This window comes from Actinokineospora auranticolor, assembly GCF_041897805.1.
Classification (GTDB): Bacteria; Actinomycetota; Actinomycetes; order Mycobacteriales; family Pseudonocardiaceae; genus Actinokineospora; species Actinokineospora auranticolor.
The window spans coordinates 1,242,640-1,255,564 of the sequence record NZ_CP154825.1; the positions used below are offsets into that span (position 1 = coordinate 1,242,640).

Annotated in this window: 10 protein-coding genes; 9 read left to right on the forward strand and 1 reads right to left on the reverse strand. The window is 73.4% G+C overall.

Going from position 1 to position 12,925, the window contains the following annotated elements:
• The first annotated feature begins 15 nt into the window (after positions 1-15).
• Genes V5P93_RS05970 through V5P93_RS05985 form a run of 4 tightly spaced genes read left to right on the forward strand, consistent with a single transcriptional unit; the run spans position 16 to position 5,225 of the window.
• Positions 16-1,248, forward strand: a complete 1,233-nt coding sequence (locus V5P93_RS05970; RefSeq protein WP_104478388.1) for a glycosyltransferase — start codon at positions 16-18, stop codon at positions 1,246-1,248.
• 37 nt (positions 1,249-1,285) lie between these two features.
• On the forward strand, positions 1,286-2,506 hold the full coding sequence (locus tag V5P93_RS05975) for a glycosyltransferase (protein ID WP_104478389.1): 1,221 nt from the start codon (positions 1,286-1,288) through the stop codon (positions 2,504-2,506).
• A 58-nt stretch (positions 2,507-2,564) separates the two neighbouring features.
• Positions 2,565-3,389 carry a PIG-L deacetylase family protein gene (locus tag V5P93_RS05980; RefSeq protein WP_104478390.1) on the forward strand — a complete coding sequence of 275 codons (825 nt, stop codon included), beginning with the start codon at positions 2,565-2,567 and terminating at the stop codon, positions 3,387-3,389.
• A 60-nt stretch (positions 3,390-3,449) separates the two neighbouring features.
• The gene (locus tag V5P93_RS05985) at positions 3,450-5,225 is read left to right on the forward strand and encodes a glycosyltransferase family 39 protein (RefSeq protein WP_104478391.1); all 1,776 of its coding nucleotides are present in this window, start codon (positions 3,450-3,452) and stop codon (positions 5,223-5,225) included.
• Between the two features lie 94 nt (positions 5,226-5,319).
• On the opposite strand, the gene V5P93_RS05990 is transcribed toward V5P93_RS05985, so the two are convergent.
• Positions 5,320-6,606, reverse strand: coding sequence for a PLP-dependent aminotransferase family protein (locus tag V5P93_RS05990; protein WP_104478392.1), 1,287 nt, complete (start codon positions 6,604-6,606; stop codon positions 5,320-5,322).
• Between the two features lie 270 nt (positions 6,607-6,876).
• On the opposite strand from V5P93_RS05990, the gene V5P93_RS05995 reads away from it, so the two are divergent.
• From V5P93_RS05995 to V5P93_RS06015, 5 genes are read left to right on the forward strand one after another with little or no spacing between them, the layout of a single operon-like run.
• On the forward strand, positions 6,877-7,707 hold the full coding sequence (locus tag V5P93_RS05995) for an alpha/beta fold hydrolase (protein WP_104478732.1): 831 nt from the start codon (positions 6,877-6,879) through the stop codon (positions 7,705-7,707).
• Positions 7,704-9,467, forward strand: coding sequence for a non-ribosomal peptide synthetase (locus V5P93_RS06000; protein WP_104478393.1), 1,764 nt, complete (start codon positions 7,704-7,706; stop codon positions 9,465-9,467). Before V5P93_RS05995 ends, V5P93_RS06000 begins: the two co-directional genes overlap by 4 nt.
• A gap of 14 nt (positions 9,468-9,481) precedes the next feature.
• On the forward strand, positions 9,482-10,672 hold the full coding sequence (locus tag V5P93_RS06005; protein ID WP_104478394.1) for a cytochrome P450: 1,191 nt from the start codon (positions 9,482-9,484) through the stop codon (positions 10,670-10,672).
• A gap of 32 nt (positions 10,673-10,704) precedes the next feature.
• Positions 10,705-11,769 carry a 4-hydroxyphenylpyruvate dioxygenase gene (gene hppD, locus V5P93_RS06010; protein WP_104478395.1) on the forward strand — a complete coding sequence of 355 codons (1,065 nt, stop codon included), beginning with the start codon at positions 10,705-10,707 and terminating at the stop codon, positions 11,767-11,769.
• Positions 11,766-12,902 carry an alpha-hydroxy acid oxidase gene (locus V5P93_RS06015; protein WP_104478396.1) on the forward strand — a complete coding sequence of 379 codons (1,137 nt, stop codon included), beginning with the start codon at positions 11,766-11,768 and terminating at the stop codon, positions 12,900-12,902. The genes hppD and V5P93_RS06015 overlap by 4 nt, the downstream gene beginning before the upstream one ends.
• The last annotated feature ends 23 nt before the right edge of the window (positions 12,903-12,925 follow it).

Below are 12,925 nucleotides of genomic sequence, written 5' to 3' on the forward strand. Positions count from 1 at the left end.
AGCGGGGAACGCCTGATGCGGGTGCTGCTGTCGACGTCCGGGAGCCGGGGTGACGTCGAACCGCTGCTGGCCCTGGCCGTGGGACTGCGGGATCTCGGCGCGGAAGCCCGGGTGAGCGCGCCACCGGACTGCGCGGACCGGCTGGCCGAGGTGGGTGTGCCGCACGTGCCGGTCGGCCCGCCCGCACGGCCGCCGGTGCGCGCGGCGGACCGGAAGCCGCCCACCCCCGAGGACATGCTCCGGTTCAACGCCGAGGTCATCGCCACCCAGTTCGACCGGCTCCCGGCGGCCGCCGAGGGGTGCGACGCGGTGGTGGCGACCGGAGTGCTGGCCGCCGCCGTCGGCGTGCGGTCGGTCGCCGAGAAGCTGGGTATCCCGTACTTCTACGCCTTCCACTGCCCGATTTACCTCCCGTCGCCGCACTACCCGCCGCCGCCACCCCTGGGCGAACCACCCGCGCCGGAGGGCACCGACATCGCGGCGCTGTGGCACCGCAACGGCCAGAGCGCCTTCCGGCGCTTCGGCACCCCGCTCAACGAGCAGCGGGCCGCGATCGGCCTGCCGCCGGTCACCGACATCTACGGGTTCGGCTACACCGACCACCCCTGGCTGTCGGCGGACCCCACCCTGGCCCCGTTGCTGCCCACCGACCTCGACGCCGTGCAGACCGGCGCCTGGGTCCTGCCCGACGACCGGCCCCTGCCCGCCGACCTGGCGGCGTTCCTGGCCGCGGGTCCGCCGCCGGTGTACGTCGGTTTCGGCAGCATGCGCGCGCACGCGGACGCCGCCCGGGTGGCGGTCGACGCGGTCCGCGCGCGGGGGCACCGGGTCGTCCTTTCCCGTGGCTGGGCCGATCTGGCCCCGCCCGACGGCCAGGACGACTGCTTCGCGGTCGGCGAGGTGAACCACCAGCTGCTGTTCGGCCGGGTGGCCGCCGTCGTCCACCACGGCGGCGCGGGCACGACGACCACGGCCGCCAAGGCGGGCGCGCCCCAGGTCCTGGTGCCCCAGATCGCGGACCAGCCCTACTTCGCCGCCCGGGTCGTCGAACTGGGGATCGGCGCGGCGCACGACGGCCCGACCCCGACCCCCGATTCCCTCGAGGCCGCGCTCACCACGGCCCTGACCCCCGAGACCCGGGCGCGCGCCGCGGCCGTGGCGGACGCCGTCCGCGTCGACGGGGCGCGCGTGGCGGCCGCCCTGGTGCTCGCCGCGGTCGACCGGGAGCAGCGGCCCGCCTCGGCGTGAACCGCCCGGGACGCCCCACCTGAACAGGAGATGCGAGATGCGCGTGTTGTTGTCGACGTCCGGGAGCCGCGGCGATGTCGAACCGCTGGTGGCACTGGCGGTGCGCCTGCGGGCACTCGACGCGCGGGTGCGGGTGTGCGCGCCGCCCTTCGCCGCGGAGCGGCTGGCCGAGGTCGGCGTGCCGCACGTGCCCGTCGGCCTCCCGCAGCGCGTGGTGCTGCGGGACGGGACGCCGCCGCCGTCCCCCGAGGAGCAGCGCAGGCTGGAGGCCGGGGCGGTCGCCATGCAGTTCGAGCGGGTCCCCGCGGCCGCCGAGGGGTGCGACGTGGTGGTGGCGACCGGGGAACTGGCTGCCGCCGCGGCGGTCCGGTCGGTCGCCGAGAAGCGGGGCATCCCGTACTCCTACGCCGCCTACAGCCCGGTCTACCTGCCGTCGCGGCACCACGTGCCGCCCGTGGACGAGCGGACCGAGCCGGGCGTGACCGACAACGGGGTGCTGTGGGCGCAGCGCAGGCTGCGCTTCCACAGCCGCTTCGGCGAGCCGCTCAACGCCAACCGGGCCGCGATCGGCCTGCCGCCGGTGGACAACGCCTTCGACCACGCTTACGCCGACCGGCCGTGGCTGGCCGCCGACCCGGTCCTGGCCCCGCTGCCGCCGGACCTCGACGCCGTGCAGACCGGGGTGTGGGTACTGCCGGACGAGCGGCCGCTGCCCGGTCCGCTGGTGGACTTCCTCGACGCCGGTGAACCGCCGGTGTACCTGGGTTTCGGCAGCACGACCGGGACCGACGACGCCGCCGGGGCGGCCATCGAGGCGATCCGCGGCCACGGCCGCCGGGTGATCCTCTCCAGCGGCTGGGCCGACCTGGCCCGACCGGACGACGGCGCCGACTGCTTCGTCGTCAGCGAGGTGAACCTCCAGGTGCTGTTCGGCCTGGTGGCCGCCGTCGTGCACCCGGGCAGCGCGGGCACGACGCACGTGGCCACGCGGGCGGGCGTCCCCCAGGTACTGGTGCCCCGCAGCACCGACCAGCCGTACCACGCGGGCCGGGCGGCGGAGCTGGGGATCGGGGTGGTGCACGACAGCCTGACCACGACGGTCGAATCCCTGTCGGCCGCGCTCGCCGCGGCACTGGCCCCCGAGACCCGGGACCGCGCGGCGGCCGTCGCGGGCACGATGCGCACCGACGGCACCTCCGTGGCCGCGCGGCTGCTCTTCGACGTGGTCAACCGGGAGAAGCCGACAGTCTCCGCGTGAGCGGCTGTCCAGGTCGCGCCTGTTGTAACGCGGCACCGCGATCACCAAGGTGGTGGCCATGTCTCAAGCTTCCGGCCAGGTCCGGTTCCTGGCGGTATCCCCCCATTTGGACGACGCGGTCCTGTCCTACGGCGCGGGTCTCGCCCAGGCGGGGCGGGATGGCGCGGACGTGCTCGTGCACACCGTGTTCGCGGGCAGCGCGTCGCCGCCGTATTCCGCCGCGGCACAACGGCTGCACGAACTCTGGGGCCTCGCCCCGGACCAGGACGCGTCGCTGGTCCGCCGGGCGGAGGACGCCGCCGCCCTCGACCACCTGGGCGCGGCGCACCGGCACGGCCGGTTCCTCGACTCGATCTACCGCAGGCTGCCGGACGGCCGGTGGTTGGCGGAGAACGTGGCGGGCAAGGCGAAGCTGCGCATCGACGAGCACTCGCCGGAGCACGAGCGCGAGCTGCGCGCGGCGGTCGAGGACGACATCCGAGCGGTCGTCGCCGAGGTCGTGCCGACGCTGGTCGTCACCTGCGCGGCCATCAACGCCCACGTCGACAACCGGATCACCCGGGACGCCGCGCTGGCCGTGGCCGGGGAGCGCGGCATCCCGGTGCGGCTGTGGGAAGACCTCCCACATGCGACATTCGGCTCGGACGAGGTGGAACTCCCCGCGGGTTTCCACCTCGGCGACGCCGAATTCGGTGCGGTGGAGGAAGAATCGCGGACCCGCAAGTTCGAGTCCCTGAAGTACTACACGTCCCAGCTGCTGATGCTCGACGGGCCGAACAAGGACCTGTTCGCGCTGCTGGACGAGCACGCTCGGAAGAGCTCGCCGCGCGGTGGGTACGGCGAGACGACCTGGCCGGTTTCGCGCGGCGCGGGCGACAGCTGAGCACCGCCACCGCAGGACCCGACCGATGACACTCGCACCCCGCGCTCCGGAGGTACCGGGATGACCGAAACACTCGTTGACCGGCCCGCGCCGGACCAGGACCCCGCGCCAGGCGGTCGGAGCAGCCGCTGGGCGGTGTGGCGCTCGCCCGCGGACCAGCCGCCGTGGGCGCGGCCCGCGCTGCTGGGGATCGCGGCGGTGGCGGCGGTGCTCTACGGCTGGAACCTGTGGCGCGCCGACTACGCGCCGCTGTACTCCGACGCCGTGCGGGCCATGTCCGAGAGCTGGAAGGCGTTCTTCTACGGCGCCGTCGACGCGAACTCGACCCACACCCTCGACAAGCTCGCCGGATCCTTTGTGCCGCAAGCCATCTCGGCCCGGATCTTCGGCTACCACGAGTGGTCCCTGGCGCTGCCGCAGGTGATCGAGGGCGTGGTCTCGGTGCTGGTGATGTACCGGGTCGTGCGGCGGTGGGCGGGCGTGGCGCCCGGCCTGCTCGCCGCGGGCGTCCTCACCATCACCCCGGTGTGCGCGTCCCTGTTCGGCCGTGGCATGGAGGACGCCGCGCTGATCATGTGCCTGCTGCTCGCCGCCGACTGCTACCAGCGGGCCGTGCTCGAGGGGCGGCTGCGTTCCCTGGTGTGGTCGGGTGTCTGGATCGGCGTGGGGTTCCAGGCGAAGATGGGGCAGGCGTGGGTGGTCCTGCCCGCCCTGGCGCTCGGCTACCTGCTGACCGCGCCGGGCGCGGTGAGCCGCAGGCTCAAGCACCTGGGGGTCGCCGGGTTGGTGACGCTGGTGGTGTCGGTGTCGTGGGTCGCGCTGTACACCCTCACCCCGGCGAGCGACCGGCCCTACATCACCGGCAGCACCAACAACAGCGCCATCGCCATGGTGTTCGGCTACAACGGACTCGGGCGCGTGGGCATCCAGCTGCCCGGCGCCGAGGTCGCCAGGACCGGCCCGGTGATCAACGGCCTGCCCGAGGACGGGGACTCGTCGGGTGAGGGTGGCGAACCGGCTCAGGAAGGCGGGCCGGGTCCGGAAGCCGGGCAGGCCCAAGAAGGTGGGCCGGGTCAGGAAGGCGCGCAGGGCGGTCAGGAGGGCGGGCCGGGCCAGGAAGGCGGGCAAGGTCAGGAGGGCGGCGGAGAAGGGGGACCGCAGGGGTCGCCGGGCCAGATGGCGGGCGGTACCCCGGACCACCCGTCCAAGGCGGAGAGCAGGCCGGACCCGGCGCTGGAGTGGTACAAGCTGTTCGACGGCCACCTCGGCGTCGCGATCGCCTGGCTGTTCCCGCTGGCGCTGTTGACCCTGGTGTTCGGGTTCCGCTGGTCGCGCCGGGCCGAGCGCACCGACGCGGCGCGGGGCGGTCTGGTGGTGTGGGGCGTGTGGTTGCTGACCTTCGGCGTCATCCTCAGCCTGAGCTTCGTCCCGCACACCGCCTACGCGGCCTCGCTCGCGCCCCCGATCGCCGCCCTGACCGGCTACGGGCTCGTGCTGTTCTGGCGGGCCTACCGGAGCGGTGGTGCCCGAGCGTGGGTCCTGCCCGCCGTGGTCGCCGTTCAGACAGCCTGGGCAGGCTGGCTCTGGTCGCACTACCCGAAGTTCCTGACCTGGGCGTTGTGGATCATGGTGGCGCTCGGCGTGTTCGCCGTCGCCGCACTGGTCCTCGGGCGGGTGCGCCGGACGGCGTCCGGCGGTCTTGTCAAGGCCGGGCTCGTGCTCGGGGTCGCGGCCGTGCTGGCCGCGCCCGCGACCTACGCGTTCTCGGTGCTCGACGCCGAGTACTCCGGGAACTCCTTCGACGCCAACGCCGGGCCCGCCTCCGGTTCCGTGTAGGCGGGCCCTTCCTCCGGGACCGCAGCGGTCCCGGAGGAAGGGGCGACCGGGTGGCGGACCGATCGGTTCAGGTCAGTCAGGGCAATCGGGTCAGTCAGGGCAGGTGCGCGGTGATGAGGTCGGTGAGCCGCGAGACGCCCTCCTCGATCAGGTCCGGGGTGAGCAGGCTGATCGACAGCCGCAGCTGGGTGAACCCGCCCTTCCCGCCGTAGAAGTGGTGCATCGGCGTGAACAGCACGCCGTGGTCGCGGGCAGCGAGCGCCAGCAGCTCGTCGTCCACGGCGAACGGCACGGTGACCGTGACGAAGAACCCGCCGGTCGGGGTGTTCCAGCCGACACCGGGGCGCCCGCCCAGCCCCCGCTCCAGCGCGGCCAGCGTCAGGCGCAGGTTGCGCTGGTAGACCGCGATCTCCCGGGCGTTGGCCTGCACCAAGCTGAAGTCGTTGAGCAGCAGCTTGCCCGCGATCACCGCCTGGGCGATGGGGGAGGTGTTCACCGTCAACATGCCCTTGAGCTTCGAGAGCTGGTCGGCGAGCAGCCCGCCCCCGGCGACCCGCTGGTCCGCCACCGCGTAGCCGACCCGCGCGCCGGGCATGCCGGTCTTGGCGAACGATCCGATGTAGACGACCGTCCCCGACCGGTCGAGGGACTTCAGCGACGGCAGGCGGTCGGTGCCGAGCAGCCCGTACGCGTTGTCCTCCAGCAGCAGGATGTCGTGCGCCGCGGCGACTTCGAGGAGCCGCAGGCGCGCGGGCACGTCCATGCTGGTGCCGGTGGGGTTGGCGAAGTTGGGCGTCACGTAGCAGGCCCGTACCCGCTTTCCGTCCTCCTCGGCGCGCTTGAGCTGGAGTACGAGGTCTTCCGGGTCGATGCCGTTCGCGGTCGACCGGACCGGACGGACGGGCATGTCGGTGAGCAGCGCCGCCCCGGTCAGGCCGACGTAGGTGGGGGCGGGCGCGAGCAGCACGTCCCGCTCGTCGGCGCGCAGCGCGCGCAGCACCAGGAACATCGCCTCCTGGGCGCCCACCGTGACGACCACGGACTCCGGCGCGGCCTCGATGTCCTCGTCCACGGCGAGGTTGCGGGCGATCAGGTCGGCGATGACGCCCTTGGTGGTGCCGTACTGGAAGAGCGTGCGGGTGACCGCCGCGTCGTCGAGGCCCCGGTCGCGCCGCAGGTGGTCGCAGTAGGCGTCGAGGTACTCGTGGATCAGGCGGACGTCGAAGAACTCCTCGTACGGTCGGCCCGCCGCCATGGAAATGGCCTTCGGGTAATCATCGATCAACTCGTTGAGCAGGTTCATCGATGAGATGGCCGGATCTGTGAGTGATCCGTGCAGTGTTTCTGTGCTTAACTGGGCGGACAGCGCATTCGGGTCCATGTACGTGAGGATTTCCGTACACCGTCGAAGTGTCAAGGCCGCTGCACGCGGCTTTTCGGCCACACCGCAAGGAATTCACGGAATCGCCGATGGACACCGACGACGACCGCGGATACCGGAGGTAGTCTTGGTCGAGTGCGCCACCGCACGCGGGGAGGACCGGTCCGCCGAATTCAAGTCCGGGGTGGACGTCCTATTCAGACATCATTTGTGTCCCTGGCCGCGCCGCTCGCGCAGGCGGACGCCGAATCCGCGGGGGGAAGGACCAACATGCTCATGACAACCGAGAACGGGATCCGGTTGTCCTACCACGACCACGGCGGCGGTCCACCGGTGCTGCTGCTGACCGGGACCGGGGCCGCGGGCTCCGTGTGGGACCTGCACCAGGTGCCCGCGTTGCGCGCCGCCGGGTTCCGGGTGATCACCATGGACAACCGCGGGATCCCGCCCAGCGACGACGGCGCGGCGGGCTTCACCATCGATGACCTCGTCGCGGACGTGGTCGCGCTCATCGACCACCTCGGGGTGGCGCCGTGCCACGTGGTCGGCACGTCGATGGGCGCCTACATCGCCCAGGAGCTGGCCCTGGCCCACCCGGAGCTGGTGGACGCGGTCGTGCTGATGGCGGCGTGCGGCCGCAGCAGCCTGGTCCAGCGGGTGCTCGCCGAGGGGGAGGCGGAGCTGATCGCGCGGGGAACCGCGCTGCCGCCGGGTTTGCACGCCGCGATCCGGGCGATGCACAACCTGGGGCCGGACACGCTCGCCGACGACGACCTCGCCGCCGACTGGCTCGACCTGTTCGCCGCGTCGGGCTCGTGGGGCCCGGGCGTGCGGGCGCAGCTGCTGCTGAGCGCGCTGCCCGACCGCCTCGACGCGTACCGCGCGATCAAGGTGCCCAGCCACGTCATCTCGTTCGAGCACGACCTGGTGGCGCCGCCCGCCGCCGGGCGGGAGCTGGCCGCCGCGATCCCCGGTGCGACGCACCGCACGGTCCCGGGATGCGGGCACTTCGGCTACCTGGAGAACCCGGACGCGGTGAACCGCGAGGTGGTCGAGTTCCTGCGCGCCGAGTCCGACCCGCGACCGGGGGAGTTCGCATGACCGGCACGATCGCACTGGTGGAGCACGCCATCCCCGCGGCGCGCACCACGCCCGCGCTCTTCGAGGCGATCGCCGCCGCGGTGCCCGACCGGCCCGCCGTGGCGATGGGCGGCACCTCGCTGACCTACGCCGAGCTGAACGCGGAGGCCAACCTCCTCGCCCGCAGGCTGGTGGCGCACGGGGTCGGCCCGGAGCGGCTGGTCGCCCTGGCGATGCCGCGGTCGATCGAGTTCGTCGTCGCCATGCTGGCCGTGCACAAGGCCGGTGGCGCGTACGTGCCCGTCGACCCGAACTACCCGGAGGAGCGCAAGCGGCACATGCTGGACGACACGTCCGCGCACTGCCTGCTGTGCCTGCCCGGGCAGGACGTGGCGGGCGCGCCGGTCGTCATGGCCGTGGTGCGGGAGGCGGGCGGGTCCGAGCCGAACCTGGACGACCGCGACCGGATCCGCCCGCTGCGGCCCGAGCACCCCGCGTACGTCATCTACACCTCCGGCTCCACCGGGACGCCGAAGGGCGTGGTGGTCACGCACCAGGGCATCCCGAACCTGGCGGCGGACTACGTGCGCCGCCAGCGGCTGCTGCCGGACAGCAGGCTGCTGGCCTTCGCCTCGCCCAGCTTCGACGCCGCTGTCGCCGAGTTCTGGCCGATGTGGGCCGCCGGTGGCTGCCTCGTGCTGGCCCCCGCGCCCGACCTGGTGCCGGGGGAACCGCTGGCCCGGCTGGTCCGGGAGCAGGAGATCACCCACGTCACGCTGCCGCCGTCCGCGCTGGCGCCGCTGGCGGAGGCCGGTGGCCTGCCCGCCGGGCTGACCCTGCTGGTCGCGGGCGAGGCGTGCCCGGCCCCGGTGGCGAAGCGCTGGTCCGCCGACCGGGTCATGATCAACGCGTACGGGCCGACCGAGGCCACGGTCGCGGTGACCGCGAGCGAACCGCTGACCGGCGACGGCACGCCCCCGATCGGCCGGGCGATCACCGGTGTCCACACCTACGTGTTGGACGACCGGCTGCGCGCGGTCCCGGACGGCGACGTCGGCGAGCTGTACACGACCGGCCCCGGCCTGGCCCGCGGCTACCTGCGCAGGCCCGCCGCGACCGCGCAGCGGTTCCTGCCGGACCCGTTCGGCGTCCCGGGGTCGCGCATGTACCGCACCGGCGACCGGGTGCGGGTGCGCCCGGACGGCCAGCTCGTCTTCGTCGGCCGCGTCGACGACCAGCTGAAGGTGCGCGGCCACCGGATCGAACCGGGTGAGGTCGAGTCCGCGCTGCTCGCGGTGGCCGGGGTGGCCCAGGCGGTCGTCACCGAGCACGACAACCGGCTCGTCGCCTACGTCGTCGGCACCGCCGGTGCGCGCGTGTCGACCGAGAACCTCCTGCTGCCGCTGCGCAAGCGGCTGCCCGCCTACCTCGTCCCCGACGTGGTCGTCGACCTGCCGAGCCTGCCGACCTCGCCGAACGGCAAGGTCGACCGCGCCGCCCTGCCCGCCCCCGACGGGGTGGCCACCGAGCGCGTGCTGACCGGTCGGGCGCCGAGCACGCCGACGGAGATCCGGCTGGCCGAGCTGTTCGCCGAGGTGCTCGGCGTGGGCAGCGTCGGCGTCGAGGACAGCTTCTTCGAGATCGGCGGCCACTCGCTGCTCGCGACCCGCCTGGTGAGCCGCATCCGCGAGCACCTGCGCATCCGGCTGCGGGTGCAGGCCTTCTTCGACGCGCCGACCGTGGCGCAGCTCGCCAAGGTGCTCGACGGCGCGCAGACGTGACCTGGAGACCGCAGATGCAGACGACGAAGGCCATCGATCTCGGCGACCCGGACCTCTACACGACTCTCGACCGGCACGACCGCTGGCGCGCGTACGCGGCCGAGGACGCGGTGGTGTGGAGCGGGCCGGGGAGTTCGCCGACCGGTTTCTGGTCGGTGTTCTCCCACCGGGCGTGCGCCGCCGTCCTCGCGCCGTCCGCGCCGTTCACCTCCGAGTACGGGATGATGATCGGCTTCGACCGCGACCACCCGGACACCTCGGGCGGCCGGATGATGGTCGTGTCCGAACAGGAGCGGCACCGCAGGCTGCGCAAGCTGGTCGGCCCGCTGCTGTCCCGGGCGTCGGCGCGCAAGCTCGCCGACCGGGTGCGCGACGAGGTGCGCGGTGTGCTCGACGGGGCGCTCGACGGCGGCGTGTGCGACGTGGCGACGGCGATCGGTCCGCGCATCCCCGCCGCGGTCGTGTGCGACATCCTCGGTGTGCCCGAGGAAGACCAGGACATGCTCATCGACCTGACCAACCACGCGTTCGGGGGCGAGGACGAGCTGTTCGACGGGATGACCCCGCGCCAGGCGCACACCGAGATCCTCGTCTACTTCGACGAGCTGATCAGCGCGCGCCGCGCGCGCCCCGGCGACGACCTGGTCAGCACGCTGCTCACCGACGAGGGCCTCGACCTCGACGACGTGCTGCTCAACTGCGACAACGTGCTGATCGGCGGCAACGAGACCACGCGGCACGCGATCACCGGCGCGGTGCACGCGCTCGCCGAGGTGCCCGGCCTGCTGGCCGGGCTGCGGGACGGCAGCGCGGACGTCGACGCGGCCGTGGAGGAGGTGCTGCGCTGGACCTCGCCCGCCATGCACGTGCTGCGGGTGACGACCGCCGACACCACGGTCAACGGCCAGGACCTGCCGCCCGGCACGCCGGTGGTGGCGTGGCTGCCCGCGGCGAACCGAGACCCCGCCGAGTTCGACGACCCCGAGGCTTTCCGCCTCGACCGGACACCCAACCGGCACATCACCTTCGGCCACGGCGTGCACCACTGCCTCGGTTCGGCGCTCGCTCGGATCGAGCTGGCGGTCGTGCTGCGGGAGCTGGCTGAGCGGGTGTCCACAGTAGAACTCTTGGCCGAACCGACCTGGCTGCGCGCGATCGTCGTGCAGGGGTACAGCCGACTCCAGGTCCGGTTCACCGGTCGATGACCGAAGAACGACCCATCTGAGGGAGGAAAACCATGACTGCCAAGGAAAACACCAAGGACTTCGAGATCGACTACGTGGAGATGTACGTCGACAACCTCGAAGTGGCCGTGTCCGGCTGGCTGGGCAAGTACGCGTTCACCGTCGCCGGGACCGACCGGTCCGCGGACCACCGCAGCGTCACCTTGCGACAGCGGTCGATCACGCTCGTCCTCACCGAACCGATCTCGGACCGCCACCCGGGCGCGGCGTACCTGCAGACGCACGGGGAGGGCGTGGCCGACATCGCGCTGCGCACCACCGACGTGGTCGCCGCCTTCGACGCCGCGGTGCGGGCGGGCGCGGACCCCGTCCGCGAGCCGGAGCGGCGCGTCGACGCCGAGCGCGGTCCGGTCGTCACCGCCACCATCGGCGGCTTCGGCGACGTCGTGCACACCCTGGTCCAGCGCGAGGGCGAGGCCGCGTCCGGTCCCGGTGGCGCGGACGTGGACCTGCTGGGCATCGACCACTTCGCGGTCTGCCTGACCGCGGGCGACCTCGGCCCCACGGTCGCGTACTACGAGCGCGCGCTCGGGTTCCGGCAGATCTTCGAAGAGCACATCGTGGTCGGCGCCCAGGCGATGAACTCCACGGTCGTGCAGAGCGCGTCGGGCGCGGTCACGCTGACCCTGATCGAGCCGGACACGCGCGCCAACCCGGGGCAGATCGACGACTTCCTCAAGGAGCACCACGGTCCCGGCGTGCAGCACATCGCCTTCAACAGCAACGACGCGGTCCAGGCGGTCCGCGCGCTGTCGCGGCGCGGGGTGGAGTTCCTGAAGACCCCGGGCGCCTACTACGACCTGCTCGGTGAGCGGATCACGTTGCAGACCCACACCCTCGACGACCTGCGGTCGACCAACGTGCTCGCCGACGAGGACCACGGCGGCCAGCTGTTCCAGATCTTCACCGCCTCCACCCACCCGCGGCACACGATCTTCTTCGAGGTCATCGAGCGGCAGGGCGCGGGCACCTTCGGCAGCTCCAACATCAAGGCCCTGTACGAGGCCGTGGAACTCGAGCGCACCGGGCAGAGCGAGTTCGGCGCCGCTCGGCGATGACCCGCTCCGGCCTGACCAACCACGGCCCGGCCGAGCCCGGCCTGGCCGGTCCCGGCTCGACCCCCCTGTCCCTGGCCGACCTGGCGAGCGCGGCGCGGGACGTGCTCCCCGGCGAGATCTGGGACTTCCTCGCCGGGGGCAGCGGCGCCGAGGCGGCCGTGGCGGCCAACCGCGCCGCGTTCGAGCGGATCCACGTGATCCCCCGGGTGCTGCGCGACCTGACCGGTGGCGGCACCGAGGTCGAGGTGCTGGGTCGGTCCGCCGCGCTGCCGGTCGCGGTCGCGCCGGTCGCCTACCAGCGGCTGTTCCACCCCGAGGGGGAACTCGCGGCGGCGCGCGCGGCGCGGGACGCGGGCGTGCCGTACGTGATCTGCACGCTGAGCAGCGTCGTGCTGGAGGAGGTCGCGGCCGTCGGCGGCAGGCCGTGGTTCCAGCTGTACTGGCTGCGCGACGAGCGGCGCTGCCTGGACCTCGTGCGCCGCGCGGAGGACGCGGGCTGCGAGGCGATCGTGTTCACCGTGGACGTGCCGTGGATGGGCAGGCGGCTGCGCGACATGCGCAACGGCTTCGCGCTCCCGGAGTGGGTGACGGCGGCCAACTTCGACGCCGGGACGGCCGCGCACCGCCGTACCCGGGGCGCCTCGGCCGTCGCCGACCACACCGCGCGCGAGTTCGCCCCGGCCACCTGGGACTCCGTGGCCGCGGTCCGCGCGCGCACGAACCTCCCGGTGGTGCTCAAGGGCGTCCTCGCCGTCGAGGACGCCCGGCGGGCCGTGCAGGCAGGCGCCGACGGGATCGTGGTGTCCAACCACGGAGGTCGTCAGTTGGACAGCGCCGTGCCGGGGGTCGACGTGCTCGGCGAGATCGCCGCCGCGGTCGCGGGCGGCTGCGAGGTGCTGCTCGACGGGGGAGTCCGGTCCGGCGGGGACGTGCTCAAGGCGGTCGCGCTCGGCGCGTCGGCCGTGCTCGTCGGGCGGCCCGTGATGTGGGGGCTGGCCGCGGCGGGCCAGGACGGCGTCCGGCAGGCGCTCGACCTGCTCGCCGCCGAGTTCCGGGACGCGCTGGGCCTGGCGGGCTGCCGCTCGGTCGCGGCGGTCCGCGACCTGCGCACGACGGCGCCCCGGCACCGCTGAGGCGCCGCGGGCGCCCGGCGCAT